This window comes from Sphingopyxis sp. Soil_C_28 (assembly GCF_057657055.1).
In genome coordinates, this window is sequence record NZ_JBDGJE010000004.1 from 307,144 (window position 1) to 327,663 (window position 20,520).

Here is a 20,520-nt window from a genome sequence, read left to right on the forward strand (position 1 = left end):
CCACCGCTCACGGCACCAGCACCGTATCGACCGCCTGCGGCAGCAGGTCGGGGTAATCGAGCGTATAATGCAGCCCGCGGCTTTCCTTGCGATGGAGCGCGCTGCGCACGATCAGTTCGGCGCATTGCAGCAGGTTGCGGAGTTCAATGAGGTCGGTCGTGACGCGGAAATGACCGTAATAATCCTCGACCTCATGCGTCATCATGTTGATGCGGTGCTGCGCGCGTTCGAGCCGCTTGGTCGTGCGCACGATGCCGACATAATTCCACATGAAGCGGCGAATCTCGGTCCAGTTCTGCTTGATCACCACCTCTTCGTCGGAGTCGGTGACGCGGCTCGCGTCCCACGGGCGGATGGCTGGCGGCGCGTCGAGCGAGTCCCAGCACTCGATAATATGCTTCGCCGCGGCTTCGCCAAACACGAAGCATTCGAGCAGCGAGTTCGACGCGAGGCGATTCGCACCGTGCAGCCCGCTTTCGGTGCATTCGCCCGCGGCATAGAGGCCGGGCAGGTCGGTGCGCCCGTCGAGATCGATCAGCACCCCGCCGCACGTATAATGCTGCGCGGGCACCACCGGGATCGGCTGCTTCGTCATGTCGATGCCGAGCGTCAGCAGCTTTTCATAGATGTTCGGAAAATGCCCCGCGACGAAATCGGGATCCTTGTGGCTGATGTCGAGATGGACATAATCGAGCCCCGAGCGTTTGATCTGATCATCGTTCGCGCGCGCCACGACATCGCGCGGCGCCAGCTCGGCGCGCGCATCATAATCGGGCATGTAGCGGTGGCCGGTGACGGGGTGCTTCAATATGCCGCCCTCGCCGCGCACTGCTTCGGTGATCAGGAAATTCTTGACGTCGAGATTATAGAGGCAGGTCGGGTGGAACTGCATCATCTCCATATTTGAAACGCGCGCGCCGGCGCGCCACGCCATCGCGATACCGTCGCCGGTCGCCCCTCTTGGCGCCGTCGAGAACTGGTACACACGCCCCGCTCCGCCGCTCGCCAGGATCGTCGCGCGGCCGACATGCGCGTGGACCTTCCCCGTTTTCTCGTCGAGCGCATAGACGCCCCACACGCGCCCCGATCCCGAATAGCGCGCTTCGTGGCGGCCGGTGATCAGGTCGATGCACGCCTGCCCGGGGAGCAAGGTGACGTTCGGATGCGCCTCGGCGGTCTTGAGCAGCGCCGCCTGCACCGCCCAGCCGGTCGCGTCGTCGACATGGACGATGCGCCGGTGCGAATGCCCGCCCTCGCGCGTCAGGTGCAGCGCCTCGGCGTCCTTGTTGAACGGCACGCCCATTTCGACGAGCCGCTCGATCGCGTGCGGCGCGTTCTCGATCACGAACTCGACCGTATCGCGCCGGTTGAGCCCGCCGCCCGCGACCATCGTATCCTCGATGTGATTCTCAAACGTGTCGCCCGCATCGAGCACCGCCGCGATCCCGCCCTGCGCCCAGGCGGTCGATCCGCCGGTCAGTTCGCCCTTCGCGAGCACGAGAACCTTGCAATGGTCGGCGAGCGCGATGGCGGCGGTGAGCCCTGCGGCACCCGAGCCCACGATGATGACGTCGTATTCACTCATGGCGCCTCTGTTGCACAGCAGGACGCTGCATGACAGGGGGATCGAAGAGGTCGGCCAAGGGAATTTATCGCCATGCTCAAAGCGGAACTTGGCCGGCGCATGTTGCTGACCGGAATTGCGGGGCTTCCGCTCGCGGCTTGTGCGCACCGCATCGCCCCGGGCGCGGCAAGCCAGCTAGGTGTCGCGACGTTCAACATCTGGCATGATGCGGGCGGCCAGTGGCCGAAGCGGCTCGAACTGCTGACGGCCGCGCTGCGCGCCGCCGACCTGGATGTGATCGCGCTCGAGGAGGTGCTCGAGGACGCGGGCAAAGGACTGCCCAATCAGGCCGTTACGATCGCGGGTGCGCTCGGCTTCACGCAAGTCCATTTCGTCGCACCCGAACCCGAGGGATCACCGAAGCGCTACGGTAATGCCATCCTGACCCGCCTGCCCGTGATCGAGGTCGCCCGCCGCAAGCTCGAGCCCCTATCCGATTATCGCACCGCGATACGCGTCCGCGTGCGAACCGAAGCGGGCCCCGTCGATATCGTCGCAACGCATCTTGCCTGGCAGCATGAAGCCACCGCCGTCCGCGCGGAACAACTCGCCGACCTGCTCGGCTGGCTGCCGGCTGGCGGCACCCCGCTTGTCGTGATGGGCGATTTCAACGCGCCGCTGAGCGACCCGGGGCTGAAGGCGATGGGACCGCCGCGCTTCACATCGGCGCTGCCCGCCGGCAGCACCGCGACCACGCTCAATCCCGCGCGCGGGCATCAACCCCGCGTAATCGACCATATCTTCGCCGAAAGCGCGGCCTTCGCCGTCACCGATGCCCGCGTCATCGGCAACATCGCGGTAGACGGCGAATATCCGTCGGACCATTTCGGAGTAGCAGCGCGCCTGACGCGCCGTTGAGTCTCAGGCCGCGCTGCGCGTCAAATTCAGGAACACATCTTCCAGATCGGCCTCGCGCGTCGACACATCGACGATGCCATGCCCCATCGCATTGACCGCGGCGAGCACTTCGCCGGCGTTCATCCGGTCCTTGTTGTAACTGATCGCGAGCCCACGCTCACCCTCGCGCTCAATCTTTTCAAAAGCCGGGTGCGTCGGCAAATCGGTAATATCGGCATCGAGCGTCACGACGACGATCTTCTCGCGCGCCATGTCGACCAGCTCGCGCGTCGGCTTGTTCGCGATCAGCTTGCCATGGTTGATGATCGCAATCCGGTCGCACAGCTCCTCGGCCTCTTCCAGATAATGCGTCGTCAGCACGACGGTGACGCCGCGATCGTTGAGGCGCTGGACATAATCCCAGAGCTGCTGGCGAAGTTCGATGTCGACCCCCGCGGTCGGCTCGTCGAGCACAATGATCGGCGGCGAATGGACCATCGCCTTCGCGACGAGCAGGCGGCGCTTCATCCCCCCCGACAAGGTGCGTGCATAGGCATCGCGCTTGTCCGACAGATGCACGGCGGCGAGCAGCTCGTCCGAAATGCGCTTCGCCTTGGGCACGCCGTACAGCCCGGCCTGATTCTCCAGCGTCTCATAGGGCGTGAAAAAGGGATCGAAGACGATTTCCTGCGGCACGATGCCGATCGAATATTTGGCATTGCGCGGATCGGCGTCGATGTCGAAGCCCCAGATGCTCGCGCTGCCCGCGGTCTTGTTGACCAGCCCCGCAAGAATATTGATCAGCGTCGACTTGCCCGCGCCATTCGGCCCGAGCAGCCCGAAGATCTGGCCGCGCGGCACGTCAAAACTGACATTGTCGAGCGCCTGCTTGCCGCCGGAGTAAACTTTGGAGACGGCGTCGATGCGGATGGCGGCTTCACTCATGGCCGCTTCCATAGCCGCGTGCACTCGCCTGCGAAAGCCCGCTAATTTTTCGTCAGCGCGACGTTAACGCTAAATTGGAAACTCGCCGCTAGGACCAATGATGTGAGGACCAGCCACATCATTTGCCCGCTGCCGATGCAGCGCGGCCTAGCCAGCTTTGCGCTTTTTCTGGGTGCCGCCGCCGCTTCGCCGGCGCTGGCGCAGAACAGTGCGCAGAGCGAGGCCGAAGCCATTGTGCTTCGGCCGCTCAGTTTCTTCAAGGTCAACGACCTCGATTTCGGGAGCATCATCGCCTCGGGAACCGCGGGCACGGTGCGCCTTGCCCCCGACGGGACACGGACGCGCACCGGCGGCGTGACGCTCTCGGGCAGCGGCGGCGAACCTGCGCGCTTCGCGGGGCTCGGCACGCCGAATCGGCAGGTCAATATTTCGCTCGGATCGAATACGATCTGGATCACCGGGCCGGGGGTGCGGATGCGCGTACGCGATTTCGAGATCGGCAGCACGCCGACCGCGATCCTGTCGACGACGCCGACACGCTTCAGCATCGCCAGCGCGCTCGGAAATTATAATTTCCCCGTCGGCGGCACGCTCGAGGTCGGCGCCAACCAGACCCCGGGCGATTACAGCGGCACGTTCACGATCACGCTCAACTATCTTTAGACCTTCTGTGGGGGAAGGACGGCACCGGGGGACCACTTGCGCCCGAAAGGGTGCCTGCACCGGTGCCGTCAAAGCCCCACACAGATTGTGCAGACCCGATTGCGGGCGCCCGTCTCGCTTGCTATGGGCGCGGTCGATGACCCAGCCCGCACCCGAAACGATCCGCACGCCCAAGACCCGCATCGCCTGCGACGGCACCGGCGACGGCCTCGCCGATGCGGCGCTCGGCCACCCGCGCGTATGGCTCGAAATCGACACCGACGATGGCTTCGCCGACTGCGGCTATTGCGACCGCCGCTTCATTCTCATCGGCGGGATCGCCGACAAAGCCTGAGCCGGCTGCCGGAAGTAAACGTCCAGTTTACCAACCCCATGCATCAGTGATGAAGGTCCCGCTGGCATAAGATGTGCCAGACAGGAGCAGAATCTGTGGGGATTCAAGGGACCAAAAACCGTCGGGGCGCATTGCGCGCCCTGACCATCGCCGCGACAGCGGCGAGCGCGGGGCTTTCTGCGCCGGCTTATGCCGCCGACACCAATGTCACCGTCAACGCGGCGGTCGTCCGCCCGAACACGTTGATCAAGACCGACGATCTCGATTTCGGAACGATGGTCAGCGGCCCGACCGGCGGGACCGTGTCGATCAACGCCGTCACCGGCGTGCGCACGACGGCGGGCGGTGTGACGCCGGTCGGCGCCGGGACGCAGCGCGCGATCTTTCAGGGCACCGGCGGCATCCTGCTCATCACCGTTTCGGGCAGCACCTCGGTCACGCTCACCCGCGTCGGCGGCGGCGCGGCGCCGATGACCGCGACCCTCGTCCGCGCCACGAGCACCAGCGGCGGCGGCATCGCCCTGCTCGGCGGCACGCTGCTGCCGAGCGGCGTCCAGACCTATTATATCGGCGGCACGCTCACCGTCCCCGCGAACCAGCCCGCGGGCGACTACAACGGCACCTTCACCCTCACGGTCAATTATCTCTGACCGCTGGCGTCGGGGGACGCGCGTGCCTATATCGGCTTCATGACAAGCCCGACCGACCCCCGCCGCTTCCTCTATCGCGCCGACGCGCTCGACCCCGATCTGGCGCAGGCGCTCGCGCGCGAAGCGCTCGCCAAGGCCGACGACGGCGAACTTTACCTGCAATATCGCGCGACCGAGAGCTTCGGTTTCGACGACGGCCGGCTCAAGACTGCCGACTATTCGACCGACGCCGGGTTCGGCCTGCGCGCCGTGTCGGGCGAGATGACGGGCTTTGCGCACGCCAGCGACATCAGCGCCGGGGCGATCCGCCGCGCCGCCGAAACCCTCGCGCTGCTCGACCCCTCGAGCCAGCCGCACGCCGCGCCGCCGCCGCGCACCAACCGCCATCTCTACGACGAAGCGAACCCGCTCGACCTCATCCCCTTCGCCAAGAAGGTCGCGCTCTGCCAGGAAATCGACACCGCCGCGCGCGAACGTGATCCGCGCATCGTTCAGGTTTCGGTCTCGCTCGCGGGCAGCTGGTCGGTGGTCGAAATCGTCCGCGCCGACGGCTTCCTCGCGACCGACATCCGCCCGCTCGTGCGCCTCAACGTCTCGATCGTGGTCGAAGAAAATGGTCGCCGCGAAACCGGGGTTTTTGGCCTCGGCGGGCGTTACATGTACGATCATCTGTTCGAACCCGCGCAGTGGAACCGCGCGATCGACGAGGCGCTGGCGCAGGCGCTCGTCAATTTGCGCGCGGTCGACGCCCCCGCGGGCGAATTCACCGTGTTGCTCGGCCCCGGTTGGCCCGGCGTGCTCCTCCACGAAGCGGTCGGCCACGGCCTCGAGGGCGATTTCAACCGCAAGGGCACCAGCGCATTCTCAGGCCGCATCGGTCAGCGCGTTGCGGCGCCCGGGGTGACGGTGGTCGACGACGGCGCGATGGACAGTCCCGTCGGCGGCGGCCGCCGCGGCTCGCTCAGCATCGACGACGAAGGCACTCCGACCGGCGAAACCGTGCTGATCGAGGACGGCATCCTCAAAGGCTATATGCAGGACCGCCTCAACGCGCGGCTGATGGGGGTCGAACCCACCGGTAACGGCCGCCGCGAAAGCTTCGCGCACGCGCCGATGCCGCGAATGACCAACACCTTCATGAAGGGCGGCAACGACGATCCCGCCGAGCTGCTCAGCCGCGTCAAGAACGGCATTTTCGCCAAAAGTTTTGGCGGCGGACAGGTCGATATCGTGTCGGGCAAGTTCGTCTTCAGCTGCACCGAGGCGTACAAGATCGAGAATGGCAAATTGGGCGATTCGATCAAGGGCGCGACGCTGATCGGCGACGGCCCCAGCGTGCTGACCAAGGTCATGGGCATCGGCAACGACATGGCGCTCGACGAAGGCATCGGCATCTGCGGCAAAGGCGGCCAGAGCGTCCCCGCGGGCGTCGGCCAGCCGACTCTGCTGGTCAGCGGGCTGACGGTGGGCGGTACGGCTTAAATTCCTTCTCCTTGATGGGAGAAGGATACGAAGCCTTGCCCGCGAAGCGGCTAGGCGAAGTTGGATGAGGGTGATCGCGCGTAATCGCGCCGTCGCCTGGGAGCGAGAGCCCACCCCCTCCGCTGCGACTAGCCAGCAAGCTGACAAGTCTCGCTGCCTCCCCCATCAAGGGGGAGGTTGAATAGCTGTGATCGCCCTCACTTGGCGTTCGCCCCTCCCGCGCATATAGCTCACCTCAACAAAAGAAGAATCGGGTCGCATCATCCGCGGGGCACGCCCTGCAACAGGGAGGGTAATATGCGTTCGAGTCTGCGTTTCGTTTCCGTGGCCGCCGTGGCCGCGATGCTCGCCGCCGTCCCCGGCTCGGCGCAAAAATCGACCGGTCCCAAGGAACGTTACGAGATGGACGTCGCGACGATGTCGGGCTTCGCCGCGATGGCGGGCGGCGGGCGCGGCGGCATCGGCGGCGCGATGGGGATGATGTTCGGCGGCGATCCGTCGAGCAGGATCGCCTATCAGCTCATGCTCCGCCTCGGATCGAACGAGGCGCCGACCGCGCCGCCGCCGAAGGGCGACCATTTCTTCCAGCCGCAGGCGAAGCTCGGCAAATCGGTGCCGCTGATCAGCGTCGAGCGCAAGGAAGGCAGCTATCCGACCGACTTCGAGCGCCCGAAGGGCCGCCTGCTCCTCTATTGGGGTTGCGGCGCGAAGGCCGGGCCGGGCCAGCCGGTGATCATCGATTTCGCCAAGGTCGCCGCGGGCCAGGTTCCACCAGGTCTCTTTTCGAGCGCGGTGCCCGTGATCCGCGAAGTCAGCCAGATGAACAGCCGCTCCTACACCGACTGGCCGAACAGCAAGAATGGCAAGCAGCCGGGCGGTGGATCGTCGCTGCTCGGTGCGCACCGGGTCGCGAGCAATTACGGCCCCGACATCAACTTCACCCTCGCGCAGGATTATATGCAGGGGCTTTCGGCCTCAACCGCGATCCAGGGCGACCAGTCGGTGATGCTGCGCTGGAATCAGGTCCCCACGGCGACCGGCTACGCCGCGTGGACGATCGGCGGCATGGGCAATGGCGGCGGCAAGAACGACGTCGGCGATATCGTCTGGTGGACGAGCAGCGCGTCGAAGGAATTCGGCGGCGGCCTCTGGGACTGGCTGCCGCCATCGGTCGTCGCGAACCTGATCACCAAAAAGATCGTGATGCCGCCATCGCAAACCAGCTGCCAGATTCCGGCCGAGGTCAAAAAGGCATCGGGCGAGATGATGATCGGCAATCTTAACGCCTTCGGGCCCGAGGCGAATTTCTCCTATCCGCCCAAGCCCGCGGGCAATGCGACGTGGAACATCGACTGGACCGCAAAGGTCCGCTTCCGCTCGCGCACGATGCTGATGATCGGGGCCGATTTCGGCGGCATGGGCGGATCGTCGACGGGCGGAAGCACCCCGGTCGAGCCCGCGAAGAAGAAGAAATGCAAAGGCCCGCTCGGCATCCCGCTTCCCGACGGGGCGTGCTGAAACGGCGGCGAGTCAGCCCCCGTTCACGGGGAGCGGCGTAGAAAAGCGCCGGGTAGGGTATGAAAGACAGGAGTCGAACCATGCGTCACCTCATCCCGGCGCTTCTCGCCGCCGCCGCCATCGCGGCAGCGCCCGCCGCCACCGCGCGCGAAAAGCTCGCGCCTGAGGACCAGCTCGCCAAGCTGCTCGAAGGCCGCGTCGCAGGCGAACCGCAGGATTGCATCTCGCTCTCGACCGCGCGCAGCTCGCAGATCATCGACAAGACCGCAATCGTCTACCGGGTCGGCAGCACGCTCTGGGTCAACCGGCCGAAGGGCGGCGCCGAATCGCTCGATGATGACGATATTCTCGTGACCAAAACGACCGGCAGCCAGCTTTGCAGCATCGATGCAATCGAACTGCGCGACCGCACCAGTCATTTTTACACCGGCTTCGTCTCGCTCGGCGAATTCGTCCCCTATCGCCGCGTCAAAGGCGAATAATCTTGTCATTGCCACGCAATGAAGCAATCCGGCTTGCCTAAACCGCTCGGGATTGCTTCGCTGCGGGTGATGATGACAAACCCCGAGACTCCCGCCGCACCGCCCGCCGATTGGGCCGCACAACTTCTCACCTTCTGGTTCGACGAACATGGTTTCGACGACTGGTACGGCGGCGGCCCCGATTTCGATGCCGAGGTTCGCGCCCTTGCTGAAGGCTGGCACGAAGCGTTGCGATCGCAGCCCGCCGAAACCTTCCTGACCGATCCCGATGCCGCGCTCGCGGCGACGATCCTGTTCGATCAGGTTCCGCGCAACCTGTTCCGCGGCCACGCCGACGCCTTTGCCACCGACGACCTTGCCCGCGCGATCGCGCGCGGCATCGTCGCGCGCGGCTGGGACCAGGACTGGCCCGACGAGCGCCGCCAGTTCGCATACCTGCCCTTCGAACATAGCGAGGACATCGCCGACCAGCGCGAATCGTTACGCCTGTTCAGCCAGTTCGCCGACCCGATGTTCCATGATTATGCGCAAAAGCATTTCGACATCATCGACCGCTTCGGGCGCTTCCCGCACCGCAATGCCGTCCTCGGCCGCACGACGCGCCCCGACGAGGAAGCGGCGGTGGAGGAAGGCAAGAATTGGTGATAGGGCGGGCGCATCCAACCCGCGGAGCGCAGCCATGGAATTCACCGACACGCTGACCGACAAGCATATCGCCTTCATCGACAAGCAGCCGGTCTATTTCACCGCGACCGCCGCCGAGGGCGCGCGCATCAACCTGTCGCCCAAGGGCTATGCCGACAGTTTCAAAATCCTTTCGGATAGCCAGGTCGCCTATCTCGACCTCGGCGGATCGGGCAACGAAACCCATGCGCATCTCGCCGCCGACGGCCGCATCACGATCATGTTCTGCGCTTTCGACCGCACCGCGCTGATCCTGCGCATCTATGGCCGCGGGCGGCCCGTGCTGCCGCAGGACGCCGAGTGGGACGCGCTTGCCGCGAACTTCACGCTGGTCCCCGGTACGCGCCAGATTTTCGTGATCGACATCGACAGCGTACAGACGAGCTGTGGCTGGGGCGTGCCGATGATGGAATTGCAGCACGAACGCGAAACGCTGCAGAAATATCACCGTCAGGCCGACCCCGATTTGTGGGTCGAAAAACTCCAGGGCCGCACCAAAAGCATCGACGGCCTGCCAACGCGCCCGACCGACCGCTTCATCCCGGGCGAGCCCGCCTGATGCCGTTGGTCGAACTGGTGCGCCTTCCCAATGGCGCCGAAGCCGAATTGCTGCGCGGCCGGCTTGAAAGTGCAGGTGTGCATGCGGTGTGCTTCGATGCGGGCATGAATATCGCCGAAAGCGTCGGGCTCCTGATCCCGGTCCGCATCATGGTGCTCGACGAGGATCTGGGCGAAGCACAGGCCCTGATCGCCGAATTCGAGGGCGGCGGGAACGGAAACGCGGCCTGAGCGCTTGAAAAGCAAATCATGATCAAGGTCGCCAGTTACAATATGCGCAAGGGCATCGGACTCGATCGCCGCCGCGACCCCGGCCGGGTGCTGTCGGTGCTGGGCGAGCTCGACGCCGACATCGTCGCGCTGCAGGAGGCCGACCGCCGTTTCGGCACGCGCGCCAGCGCGATCCCGCCGCACATGTTCGAAGACAATAGCGACTATGTCCCGGTGACGCTCGACAATCGCCCGCACAGCATCGGCTGGCACGGCAACGCCCTGCTCGTGCGCAAGGGCGCCGAGGTCGAGGAAAGCCATGCGCTCCATTTGCCGACGCTCGAGCCGCGCGGCGCGGTCGCGGCGACGATCCGCATCGGCGACACCAGATTGCGGGTGGTCGGCATGCATCTCGATATTTCGGGTCTCCGCCGCCGCCAGCAGGCACGGGCAATCCTGTCGCATCTCGCCGACGGCGAGGATCTGCCGACGATTCTGATGGGCGACTGCAACGAATGGCGCAATCGCGGCGGCTGCCTCGCCGATTTCGGCGAGCGGCATCCAATGGTCGAAACCGGCCACAGCTTCCACAGCCGCCGTCCGGTCGCCAGGCTCGACCGCATTTTCGCCACCCCCGACCTCGAAGCGATCGACGCCGGGGTGCATCAAAGCGCGCTGGCGGCACGCGCATCGGACCATTTGCCGATCTGGGCACGGTTCAAAACGGTCGGTTAGTCTCCTCCCGCTTGCGGAAGGGCGACAAGGCTGCCCAAAATTTAGGCAAACCTCTGCCTCTGCTGCCCAGCGAACGAACGATTGTTCGCCGCACGGTCACCCCCGCGTCACAAAATGTTAACTTTTCCAGCACCCGCGCAATCTGGCACGGCTGTTGCAGTGCAACATGGAGCCATTAGCAAAAGGGGGCGTCATGAAGCTGATCTTGGCCATCATCAAACCATTCAAGCTCGACGAGGTGCGCGAGGCGCTCACCGGATTGGGCATCGCCGGCATGACCGTGACCGAGGTCAAGGGATTCGGTCGGCAAAAGGGGCAGACAGAAATCTACCGCGGGGCCGAATATGCCACCAACATGGTGCCGAAAGTGAAGATCGAGCTCGTCTGCGACGACGCGCTCGCACCGCGGGTCGTCGAAACGCTGCAGCAAAGCGCCGGCACCGGTTCGATCGGCGACGGCAAGATTTTCGTTCTCGACGTGGGTCAGGCCGTGCGCATCCGCACCGGCGAGACCGGCGAGGCGGCACTGTAATGACGAAGGGGGAAACTATGACGTTCGCAAATAAATTTGCGGCGAGCGCCGGGGCCGTCGGCCTCTCGCTGTTCGCCGCGCTGCCCGCCTGGGCGCAGGAGGCGGCACCCGCCGTCGCCGAAGCCGCCGCGCCGACGCCCGACAAGGGTGACACCGCCTGGATGATGATCTCGACCGTGCTCGTCATGGCGATGATCGTCCCGGGCCTCGCGCTGTTCTATGGCGGGCTTGTCCGCACCAAGAATATGGCGTCGGTCCTGACGCAGATCCTCGCCGTCGCGGCGCTCGCAATGATCATGTGGGTGATGTTCGGCTACAGCCTCGCCTTTGGCGGCGACGCCAACCAGTTCATCTCGGCGGGCAAGTTGTTCCTCGCTGGTGTCACCGCGGATTCGACCGTTGCGACCTTCAGCGATGGCGTCGTGATCCCCGAATTCGTGTTCATCGCCTTCCAGATGACCTTCTCTGCGATCACCGTTGCGCTGGTCCTCGGCGGCCTCGTCGAACGCATGAAATTCTCGGCGGTCATGGTCTTCGCGATCGTCTGGCTGACCATCGTCTATTACCCGATCGCGCACATGGTCTGGTATCTGGGCGGTGACGATGCTTCGACCGGCCTCATCTTCGGCTGGGGCGCGCTCGACTTTGCGGGCGGCACCGTCGTCCACATCAACGCAGGCGTCGCGGCGCTCGTTGGCTGCCTCATCATCGGCAAGCGTTCGGGTTACCAGAAGGACATCATGGCGCCGCACTCGCTGACCATGACGCTGATCGGTACCGGTCTCCTCTGGGTGGGCTGGTTCGGCTTCAACGCCGGTTCGGCACTCGAAGCCAATGGCTCGGCCGGCCTTGCGCTGATCAACACCTTCACCGCGACCGCCGCCGGCGTCCTGTTCTGGATGCTCACCGAACGCGCGCTCGGCCATAAGGGTTCGCTGCTCGGCGCCTGTTCGGGTGCGATCGCCGGCCTCGTCGCAGTCACCCCGGCCGCAGGCAATTCGGGCCCGTTCGGCGCGATCCTGCTCGGCGCCGTCGCCGGTATCGTCTGCTGCTGGTTCGTGATGAAGCTCAAAGCCAAGTTCGGCTTCGACGACTCGCTCGACGTGTTCGGCATCCACGGCATCGGCGGCCTGATCGGCTCGATCCTGACCGCGGTCACCATGCTGCCCGCACTCGGCGGCCCGGGCGCCGACGATTACGACCTCGCGGGTCAGCTGGTCATCCAGCTCAAGTCGGTCGGCGTCGCGGTCCTCTGGTCGGCGGTCGGTTCGGCCATCGCCTTCTACATCGCCAAAGCCGTCACCGGCGGGCGCGTCTCCGAAGAGGTGGAGCGCGAAGGCCTCGACCTCGGCGAGCATGGAGAGCGCGCCTACAACTATTGATCAACGAGACAGGATACCCGCTGCCGCACGTCTCTCTCCTTTCAAGCGGCGGCGGCGGGATCCTACCGAGGTTCCTCCTGCGAACCACTGGCCGGGGCTTGTCCCCGGCCATTTTTTTGATTGTGGCCGGAACGGTCACGGGCCCGGGGCTTGTTCCCGGCCTTCTTTTTGACTGTGGCCGCCGCGCAACACGCCCCGGTCATTCTTTGCGCAAGATTCATGCGCCATTGCGCATCTATGACAAGAGGCGCACTCCCTCTGCCGGACCAGCGAAGACTGGCCACCAGGAGGAGGATCTAAATGGCACGTTCCCACATGTTGGCGGGGCTGTCGCTGCTCGCGCTCGTGATCAGCACACCCGCCGCGGCGCAAAATGCCGCCGCCGAAGCCGAGGACGACGGCAATATCATTATCGTCACCGCGACCAAGCGCGACGCGAATCTTCAGGACATTCCCTTCTCGATCAACGCGCAGACGGCCGAGGATATCCAGAAATCGGGCGCCGTGACGCTCGAAGACCTGTCACGCAACGTCGCGGGCCTCTCGGTCCAGAATCTCGGGCCCGGCCAGAGCCAGGTGTCGGTACGCGGCGTCTCTGCAGGGCAGGTCGTCCGCGACCAGCCCGGCGTCAAGGAACAGGTCGGCGTCTATCTCGACGAAAGCGTGATCTCGCTGTCGCTCTTCACCCCCGACATCGACCTTTATGATTTGAACCGCGTCGAAACGCTGCGTGGACCGCAGGGCACGCTCTTCGGTTCGGGTTCGGTCGGCGGCACGATCCGCTACATCACCAACCAGCCAAAGCTTGGCGTGATGGAAGGCAGCGTCGAGGCGAATCTCAATCTTGTCGACGGCGACGATATCGGCGGCCATCTCAAAGGCGCGATCAACATTCCGATGGGCGAGAATGCGGCGATACGCGCGGTCGGCTATTACACGCGCTACGGCGGCTTCATCAACGCGATCGGCCCGGCGGGCAAGGACGATATCAACAGCGGCGAACGCTATGGCGGACGCCTCGCGCTGACCTTCGAGCCGACCGACAATCTCTCGATCACCCCGCGCATCGTGTATCAGAAGGTCAAGGCCGACGGCTTCAACCGGCAGGACGTCTACAATCTTTACGCGAATGAATTCACGACGACGCGGCCCAAGGTCACGTTCGACGAACGCGAGCAATATCTGCTGCTACGCGAAGGGTTCGACGACGAAACATTGATCGCCGATCTTGGCATCAACGTCGGCCTCGGCGGCGCCAAGCTGACCTCGGTGACGAGCTATATCAACCGCGACATTCTCGTCAGCCGCGATGCGAGTTCGCTGTCGGGTTCGGTGTCGGTCGATCTCGGCTTCCCCGCCGCGGGCGTCCTGTTGCCGTCAAACCTCGTCGATACCACCGCGCTGGAGACCTGGACGCAGGAATTGCGCCTCGCCTCGGACAATGACAGCCCGTTCCAGTGGGTGATCGGCGGCTTTTACTCCAAGGTCGACCGGGTCTACCAGCAAACGCTGCCGACGCCGGGCTATGACGCGGTGACCGACGCAACGCTCGGCGCGGGAACCTCCGCCAGCGTGCGCAACGGCTTTGCGCCCGATTCGCCGTACAACGCCTTCCTGCCGTACGATATCAAGCAGTTCGCAGTCTTCGGCGAGGTCAGCTACGACCTATCCGACGCCTTCACCGCGACCGCGGGCGGGCGCTATTACGACTTCAAGGAAACGCGCAGCTTCAAATCGGGCGGCCTCTTCGCCAATGGCGACAACCGCACCGACAGCACCAAGTCGAGCGGCTTCACCCCGCGCTTCCTGCTGTCCTACGACGTCAGCGAGGATGTCACGGTCAACGCGCAGGCGTCGAAGGGCTTCCGCCTCGGCGGGGTAAACGACCCGCTCAACCTGCCGCTCTGTTCGCCCGCCGACGCCGCGCTGTTCGGTGGCTTCCAGGACTATGACGACGAAACGCTGTGGAACTACGAACTCGGCGTAAAGTCGCAGGGCCGCGGTTTCACCTTCAATGCTGCGGGCTTTTACAACGACATCAAGAATCTGCAGGTCACGCTCGATGCCGGCAGTTGTTCGTCGCGCGTCGTCTTCAACGTGCCCAAGGCGCATTCGATGGGCGTCGAATTCGAACTCGGCGTATCGCCGGTCGACGGCCTCGACCTCAATCTCTCGGGCAGCATCATCGAGGCCGAATTCGATTCGACACTGCCCGGCGTGCTCGCCGCCACGACCGGTATCCGCGAAGGCAACCGCCTGCCCTCGGTGCCGAAATTCCAGATCTCGGCGTCGGGCAGCTACGAATGGCCGATCGGCGATGCCGCGAACATGTATGTCTCGGCATCGGTGCAGCATGTCGGGGCGCGCTATACCCAGCCGGCGGATCAGGAGAATAATCCGCGCACCTTCGTCCATGGCACGCCGTTCGGCGGCGCTCCGGCGAACGCATCGACGACGATCGACCTGGAGCTTCCCGATTACCAGCTGGTCAATCTCAGCGCCGGAGTCGACTTCGACAATGGCCTCTCGCTGATCGCCTATGTCAACAATGTGTTCGACGAAAATGCCCTGCTTTCGTTCGATCGCGAACGCGGCGGCCGCGCCCGGCTCGGCTATACCGTCGGGCAGCCGCGCACCTTTGGCATCACCGCGCGCAAGACCTTCTAGGTCTGGAAAAGGGGTCGGATCCGGGTCCGGATCCGACCCTTTTTTGCTGCACGCTGCGCTGCACAATATTTGGGCAGCGCTGCCGTAAATTTAGGCCTTTTCAACATGACATTAATATGGCATTCATTGCGTCAACAGTTTCAGGAGGGGAGAGCCTGAAAGGCTGGGCCGGGACGCAAGTCCCGGCCCTCTTTTTTTGTGCGCAGCATAAGAGCGCGCCAAAAACGTCTGTTTTCAGCCCTTGCTGCGACGATAGCGCAGCATCGAAAAGACCCGCCAGCGACCGTCGTCCTGCAGCACCGAATCGCTGACGATGAGCGAATTGGGGCCATCCAGCCGATAGGTCGATCGGCCGATTTCGACATCGGCGCTTCCCCAATTGCTCACCCACAAATGGTCGCTCACACGGCCTCCGATGGGGCGCGTGCGGCCATGATTATCGGTCCAGTTTCCGCTCAGCCGGCCTTTGTTGTCGATGCGATAAATCGCCTCGGCCGAATAGGCGACGGACGGTGTTCCTTCGATCGACAGCCGATAGGCGAGTGCGGTCGCGCCGCCCTCCGCCGAACCGATGCCAAGCGTCGCGGAGGCGGGCTGGCCGAAAGCGGTTCCCTCCCCCACCCACGTGCCATGCCATGCGGTGAGCGACGGCGTCGGTGCTGCGGCTGGCGCCGCAAGCGCGACCAGCGCCGCGGCCCACCAACCTGCCGTCATGCCGCCGCTTCGGACTGCGAGAACATGAAGGCGTTGCCGTCGGGATCGTAGAAGGTGATCAGCTTCACCAGCCCCGGAATATGCTGGATGTCGCCGTCCTGCCGCACGCCTTCGCTATCGAGATGCGCCTTGGCTTCCACGATATCCGCGACCTCGAACACATTGGTCGCGCCGCCGCCCTGCACCACGCTTTCGACCTCGCTCAGCCCGATATTCACCCCCGCCATCGGGGTCGCGAGTTCGCACCATCCGATCTCGTCGGCACGGTAGAGCAGCTTGCACTGCATCACCCGCTCGTACCACGCGATCGACGCCGTCATGTCCTTGACCCCCATCGAACAGGTGAGTTCGGATCCGATCTGAAGCGCCATGCCATTTCTCCCTTCCTTGCCAAGCGTCGGGTCGCGCAGAGAATCGCCCGGCCCATATCGCTTGCCTCCATGGTCTGATTTGTATAGTTAGTTGCAAATGCCGTCAACCACAGCCGATCCTCTGCTCGTCCAGCTCGGCAGCCACCGCTGGCTGGTGCCGTTGCTCGCCGATCTGGCGGCGCACAAGGGCGCGCGCTTCGTCGAATTGATCCACCGGCTCGGACTGTCGCGCGACAGCTGTGCGCGCACGCTGGAGGCGGCGGCGGCGATCGGGTGGGTGCAGCGCAACCCCGGCCATGGCCATCCGCTGCGCCCCGAATATATCCTCACCGAAACGGGAACGGCGGCCGCAACGCGTGCCGCAACGATCGCCGGGGCGCAGGCCGCGATCGGCCTCCTTCCCGGCGCCGCGACGCGCTGGGGTTTGCCACTGGTGGCTGGAATCGGCGCGGGTCACGACCGCTTCAACGCGCTCTCGCGGCTGCTGACCCCCGCGACCCCGCGCGCGCTATCGCAGGGGCTGAGCGCGCTCGGCAAACATGGGCTGGTAAAGCGCGAGGTGATCGACATGCGCCCGCCGGCCAGCCGCTATGATCTGACGCGCAACGGGCAATTATTGGCCGAGGCGTGCTCGGCCTGATTCGCATTCCTGAAAGAAGCGGAGATTCAGTTCAAAGCCGCCTTCACAAAATCGGCTGCCCTTTCCCCGATCATGATGCTCGGCGCATTGGTGTTGCCGCTGACCAGCCGTGGCATGATGCTCGCGTCCGCCACCCATAGCCCCTCGATCCCGTTGAGCTTCAGCGTCGGATCGACCACCGCATCGGCGTCGCTGCCCATCCGGCACGTGCCGACGGGGTGATAGACGGTGTCGGCGCGGCTGCGGATCAGCGCGTCGAGCGCCCCGTCATCATCCAGATTCACCGGATGCCGATCGGCCCCCGCATAATCCGACAAGGGCGGCGCCGCCGCGATACGGTGCATCATCCGCACGCCCGCGCGCAACGTCGCAATGTCGCGCGCGTCGGTCAGAAAGCCAGGATCGATCGCGGGCGCCGCGGCGGCGTCGCCCGACGCGAGGCGCACTGTGCCGCGGCTCTCGGGGCGCAGCACGCAGGCGTGGCACGAAAAACCATGCCCCTTCACCTTGGCGCGCCCATGGTCCTCGAGCATCGCGGGGACGAAATGATATTGGATGTCGGGCGCGGGCAGGTCGGGGTTCGATTTCCAGAAGCCGCCCGCCTCCGCAAAACAGGTCGTCATGATCCCGCTGCGCTTCGTGCGATGTTCGAAGATCGCCTTCACCATCCGCCATGTCCCGCCGAGACTGTCGCCGAACGGCTCGGTCGAGCGCGTCTCCCAGCTCGATACATAATCGATATGGTCCTGCAGATCGTTGCCCACCCCGGCGCGATCGGCGACCACGTCCAGCCCCATGTCCTTCAGATGCGCGCCCGGTCCGATCCCCGACAGCATCAGAATTTGCGGGCTGTTGAAGGCGCCCGCCGACAGGATCACCCCACCGCGCGCGCGCAGCGTTTCGCGCCGCGCGCCGCGGCGGATCACGACGCCGGTCGCGCGGCCGTCCTCGACGACAATCTTCTCGACCAGCGCGCCGGTGCGCACGGCAAAATTGCCATGCGCGCGCAGCGGCTCGACATAGGCGCGCGCCGCCGACCAGCGCTCGCCGCCCTTCTGCGTCACCTGATAAAGGCCGAAACCCTCGTTGTTCGGTGCATTAAAATCGGCGGTACGCGGCAGTTGCAACGACGCCGCGCTCTCGATGAAGCGCCGGCTCGTCACATTGGGCCAGCGCTGGTCCATCACATTAAGCGGCCCGCCCGCGCCGTGAAATTCATCGCCGCCCCGCTCATTGCCCTCGCTGCGCTTGAAATAGGGCAGCACCTCGGCATAGCTCCAGCCGCTTGCCCCCAGCGACGCCCACTGGTCGTAATCAAACTGGTGCCCGCGGATATAGACCATCGCGTTGATCGCGCTCGACCCGCCCAGCCCGCGCCCGCGCGGCTGGTATCCGATGCGGCCGTTCAGCCCCACTTGCGGCACCGTCTCATAGCGATAGTTCGACGATTTTGGGATGAAGGGCATGAAGCCCGGCGTCTTGACCTGCACTTTATCGTTGGTCCCGCCCGCCTCGACCAGACAGACCGTGCGCGATCCGTCCTCGGCCAGCCGCCCCGCCGCCGCGCTCCCCGCGCTGCCCCCGCCGATGACGATGATGTCGAACTGATCCATGCTTGCGACTCTCCCTTACGCCGCCTGCTGGCGGTCATCCCGGGTGCTTACATGAATGTCATTAGCGGGCGACGCAAGCTACCAGATGGGGCAGCTCATTCCGCCGGCTCCTCTACCGGCCGCCCCGCCGCCCAGCGTTCCTTGATCATCGCGCTCGTCGCGCGGCTGCCGTCGTGGCTCCAGCCGGGCTCGCGCCACATATAGGACAGCTTGTGCTTCCACGGCGCGTGCCAGACATCCTTTGCGATCCCGACCCATTCGTGCACCGCGGCCCAGAGAATGTTGAAGCTGCCGAGCTGCTTGACGATGCCGTAACGCACCGGCTCGTCGTCGCGTTCGGCGACGAAACTGCCGAACATCTTGTCCCAGATGATAAAGACCCCGGCATAATTGGCGTCGAGATAGCGCGGATTCACGCCATGATGGACGCGGTGGTGCGACGGCGTGTTCATCACCGCCTCGAACCATCTGGGCAGCCGCTTGATCGCCTCGGTATGGATCCAGAATTGATAGATCAGGTTCAGCCCCGCGCAGAAGAACACCATCGCGGGCGGAAAACCGATCAGGAACAGGGGCAGGCGGAACAGGAAGGTCAGGCTGAAAAAGCCCGTCCATGTCTGCCGCAGCGCGGTCGACAGATTATAATGCTGCGAACTGTGGTGAATGACATGGCTCGCCCAGAACCAGCGCACGCGGTGGGCGCTGCGGTGGAAGGCGTAATAGGCCAGATCGTCGAGGAAAAAGCAGAATATCCACGCCCACCACCAGCTGCCGAATTCGATCCCGATGTCGAACAGCCGGTATTGATAGACCCACACCGACGCCGCGATCACCGCCGCACCGACCAGCGCGCCCGCAACCTGGCTCACCGTCCCCAGCATCAGCGAGGTCAGCGTGTCGCGCGCTTCGTAGCGGCTTTTATCCTTGCGCAACGAAATGATCATCTCGGCGATCAGCAGCAGGATGAAGGCGGGAACCGCATAGGTTACCGGGTCGGGCAGCTTATCCACAATTCAGATCCCGCATCCGTGAAGCCCACATCCCCGCATCCTTCCCCAGTTGCAGCGTCACCGAACCGAATGTTCTTTCGGGCATCGTCAGCGTCAGGAAATCCTTGTCGAGCCGTCCCTCGACGCTCGCATCGATCGGCCGCGCGGCAAAATGATTGCCATGCGCGCGCACCAGCATCTGCCGGCCTTCGGCATTGCGCACGATCGCGGCAAAGCCCGCGCGGTCGCGCGCGACCTCGACCCCGCGAAACCCCGCCTCGGCCTCTTCGGCGAGCCGGATGGCATGGTCGGCGTCCTCGATCCGCGGATCGGCGCCGAGCCCGATTTTTCCGACCAGCCAGGCAATGAAGAGCACCGCGACCAGCGATGCCCCCAGCTGGATCAACTCGGCCTGATTCATTTTTCCCCCGCGAGCGCGTCCAGCATCGGCCGCAGCCCCGTCAGGTCATAGCCCGCATTCGCCGCCGCCTCGACGATGGCATCGACATCGTCGCCGGCGCGCGCGCGCGTCAGCGCCCACAGATGCGTCGAGCGCGTGCCCGAACGGCAATAGGCGAGGATCGGCCCCGTCGCATCGCCCAGCAATGTGTCGAGCGCATCGATCTGCGCATGGCTGAAACCCGAATGGCCGATCGGGATCGCGGCATAGGCCAGCCCTTCCGCGGCCGCGGCGTGCGCGATCTCGTCGCCCTGCGGCGCTTCGGGCTCTTCCCCATCGGGGCGATTGTTGATCAGCATCGCAAAGCCCGCGGCCTTCGCCTCGGCCACATCCTCGATGCTGATTTGCGGGGCGACGCTGAAGTCGGCGGACAGGGTTCGAAAATCGCTCATGCCAGCGATCTACTCCTGCCGCGCACTTGCTGACAAGC

Annotated in this window: 23 protein-coding genes; 15 read left to right on the plus strand and 8 right to left on the minus strand. The window is 64.8% G+C overall.

Annotated elements, in window-relative coordinates; all coding sequences use genetic code 11:
* Window positions 1–7: 7 nt before the first annotated feature.
* Window positions 8–1,585 carry an L-aspartate oxidase gene (gene nadB / locus AC3A43_RS18720; protein WP_487794072.1) on the minus strand — a complete coding sequence of 526 codons (1,578 nt, stop codon included), beginning with the start codon at window positions 1,583–1,585 and terminating at the stop codon, window positions 8–10.
* 72 nt (window positions 1,586–1,657) lie between these two features.
* On the opposite strand from nadB, the gene AC3A43_RS18725 reads away from it, so the two are divergent.
* Window positions 1,658–2,482 (plus strand): endonuclease/exonuclease/phosphatase family protein, encoded by an 825-nt coding sequence (locus tag AC3A43_RS18725; RefSeq protein ID WP_487794073.1) that lies wholly within the window; start codon window positions 1,658–1,660, stop codon window positions 2,480–2,482.
* A 3-nt stretch (window positions 2,483–2,485) separates the two neighbouring features.
* On the opposite strand, the gene AC3A43_RS18730 is transcribed toward AC3A43_RS18725, so the two are convergent.
* Window positions 2,486–3,406 carry an ABC transporter ATP-binding protein gene (locus AC3A43_RS18730; RefSeq protein WP_487794074.1) on the minus strand — a complete coding sequence of 307 codons (921 nt, stop codon included), beginning with the start codon at window positions 3,404–3,406 and terminating at the stop codon, window positions 2,486–2,488.
* 102 nt (window positions 3,407–3,508) lie between these two features.
* Here AC3A43_RS18730 and AC3A43_RS18735 point away from each other — a divergent pair, with 102 nt between their 5' ends.
* From AC3A43_RS18735 to AC3A43_RS18795, 13 genes are all read left to right on the plus strand, one after another.
* Window positions 3,509–4,069, plus strand: coding sequence for a DUF4402 domain-containing protein (locus AC3A43_RS18735; RefSeq protein ID WP_487794075.1), 561 nt, complete (start codon window positions 3,509–3,511; stop codon window positions 4,067–4,069).
* A gap of 136 nt (window positions 4,070–4,205) precedes the next feature.
* On the plus strand, window positions 4,206–4,403 hold the full coding sequence (locus AC3A43_RS18740; RefSeq protein WP_487794076.1) for a zinc-finger domain-containing protein: 198 nt from the start codon (window positions 4,206–4,208) through the stop codon (window positions 4,401–4,403).
* Between the two features lie 131 nt (window positions 4,404–4,534).
* Complete coding sequence (locus tag AC3A43_RS18745) at window positions 4,535–5,053, plus strand: DUF4402 domain-containing protein (RefSeq protein ID WP_487794077.1); 519 nt, start codon at window positions 4,535–4,537, stop codon at window positions 5,051–5,053.
* 39 nt (window positions 5,054–5,092) lie between these two features.
* Window positions 5,093–6,535, plus strand: a complete 1,443-nt coding sequence (gene tldD, locus AC3A43_RS18750) for a metalloprotease TldD (protein ID WP_487794078.1) — start codon at window positions 5,093–5,095, stop codon at window positions 6,533–6,535.
* 297 nt (window positions 6,536–6,832) lie between these two features.
* The gene (locus tag AC3A43_RS18755; RefSeq protein ID WP_487794079.1) at window positions 6,833–8,053 is read left to right on the plus strand and encodes a hypothetical protein; all 1,221 of its coding nucleotides are present in this window, start codon (window positions 6,833–6,835) and stop codon (window positions 8,051–8,053) included.
* Window positions 8,054–8,133: 80 nt separating this feature from the next.
* Window positions 8,134–8,535 (plus strand): hypothetical protein, encoded by a 402-nt coding sequence (locus AC3A43_RS18760; protein ID WP_487794080.1) that lies wholly within the window; start codon window positions 8,134–8,136, stop codon window positions 8,533–8,535.
* A 69-nt stretch (window positions 8,536–8,604) separates the two neighbouring features.
* The gene (locus AC3A43_RS18765) at window positions 8,605–9,180 is read left to right on the plus strand and encodes a DUF924 family protein (protein ID WP_487794298.1); all 576 of its coding nucleotides are present in this window, start codon (window positions 8,605–8,607) and stop codon (window positions 9,178–9,180) included.
* Between the two features lie 34 nt (window positions 9,181–9,214).
* Window positions 9,215–9,778, plus strand: coding sequence for a pyridoxamine 5'-phosphate oxidase family protein (locus AC3A43_RS18770; RefSeq protein ID WP_487794081.1), 564 nt, complete (start codon window positions 9,215–9,217; stop codon window positions 9,776–9,778).
* Window positions 9,778–10,008 carry a putative signal transducing protein gene (locus tag AC3A43_RS18775; RefSeq protein ID WP_487794082.1) on the plus strand — a complete coding sequence of 77 codons (231 nt, stop codon included), beginning with the start codon at window positions 9,778–9,780 and terminating at the stop codon, window positions 10,006–10,008. Before AC3A43_RS18770 ends, AC3A43_RS18775 begins: the two co-directional genes overlap by 1 nt.
* An 18-nt stretch (window positions 10,009–10,026) precedes the next feature.
* Entirely contained in the window at window positions 10,027–10,722 is a 696-nt protein-coding gene (locus AC3A43_RS18780; RefSeq protein ID WP_487794083.1) for an endonuclease/exonuclease/phosphatase family protein, read from the plus strand.
* A gap of 193 nt (window positions 10,723–10,915) precedes the next feature.
* Entirely contained in the window at window positions 10,916–11,254 is a 339-nt protein-coding gene (locus tag AC3A43_RS18785) for a P-II family nitrogen regulator (protein WP_003043080.1), read from the plus strand.
* A gap of 17 nt (window positions 11,255–11,271) precedes the next feature.
* Window positions 11,272–12,636, plus strand: coding sequence for an ammonium transporter (locus tag AC3A43_RS18790; protein ID WP_487794084.1), 1,365 nt, complete (start codon window positions 11,272–11,274; stop codon window positions 12,634–12,636).
* A 300-nt stretch (window positions 12,637–12,936) separates the two neighbouring features.
* Window positions 12,937–15,303 carry a TonB-dependent receptor gene (locus AC3A43_RS18795; protein WP_487794085.1) on the plus strand — a complete coding sequence of 789 codons (2,367 nt, stop codon included), beginning with the start codon at window positions 12,937–12,939 and terminating at the stop codon, window positions 15,301–15,303.
* A 234-nt stretch (window positions 15,304–15,537) separates the two neighbouring features.
* On the opposite strand, the gene AC3A43_RS18800 is transcribed toward AC3A43_RS18795, so the two are convergent.
* Together AC3A43_RS18800 and AC3A43_RS18805 are read right to left on the minus strand one after the other, a co-directional pair.
* On the minus strand, window positions 15,538–16,017 hold the full coding sequence (locus tag AC3A43_RS18800; RefSeq protein WP_487794086.1) for a hypothetical protein: 480 nt from the start codon (window positions 16,015–16,017) through the stop codon (window positions 15,538–15,540).
* The gene (locus AC3A43_RS18805) at window positions 16,014–16,388 is read right to left on the minus strand and encodes a VOC family protein (protein WP_487794087.1); all 375 of its coding nucleotides are present in this window, start codon (window positions 16,386–16,388) and stop codon (window positions 16,014–16,016) included. Before AC3A43_RS18805 ends, AC3A43_RS18800 begins: the two co-directional genes overlap by 4 nt.
* 97 nt (window positions 16,389–16,485) lie before the next feature.
* Between AC3A43_RS18805 and AC3A43_RS18810 the strand changes: the two genes are divergently transcribed.
* Complete coding sequence (locus AC3A43_RS18810) at window positions 16,486–17,028, plus strand: winged helix-turn-helix transcriptional regulator (protein WP_487794088.1); 543 nt, start codon at window positions 16,486–16,488, stop codon at window positions 17,026–17,028.
* A gap of 26 nt (window positions 17,029–17,054) precedes the next feature.
* On the opposite strand, the gene AC3A43_RS18815 is transcribed toward AC3A43_RS18810, so the two are convergent.
* The 4 genes from AC3A43_RS18815 to AC3A43_RS18830 all read right to left on the minus strand — a co-directional run bounded on the left by AC3A43_RS18815 (window position 17,055) and on the right by AC3A43_RS18830 (window position 20,482).
* A complete protein-coding gene (locus tag AC3A43_RS18815) occupies window positions 17,055–18,641 on the minus strand; it encodes a GMC family oxidoreductase (protein ID WP_487794089.1) in 1,587 nt (528 codons plus the stop codon).
* Between the two features lie 95 nt (window positions 18,642–18,736).
* Complete coding sequence (locus AC3A43_RS18820; protein ID WP_487794090.1) at window positions 18,737–19,651, minus strand: sterol desaturase family protein; 915 nt, start codon at window positions 19,649–19,651, stop codon at window positions 18,737–18,739.
* Window positions 19,644–20,051 carry a hypothetical protein gene (locus AC3A43_RS18825; RefSeq protein ID WP_487794091.1) on the minus strand — a complete coding sequence of 136 codons (408 nt, stop codon included), beginning with the start codon at window positions 20,049–20,051 and terminating at the stop codon, window positions 19,644–19,646. The genes AC3A43_RS18820 and AC3A43_RS18825 overlap by 8 nt, the downstream gene beginning before the upstream one ends.
* A complete protein-coding gene (locus AC3A43_RS18830; RefSeq protein ID WP_487794092.1) occupies window positions 20,048–20,482 on the minus strand; it encodes a TIGR01244 family sulfur transferase in 435 nt (144 codons plus the stop codon). Before AC3A43_RS18830 ends, AC3A43_RS18825 begins: the two co-directional genes overlap by 4 nt.
* Window positions 20,483–20,520: the final 38 nt, after the last annotated feature.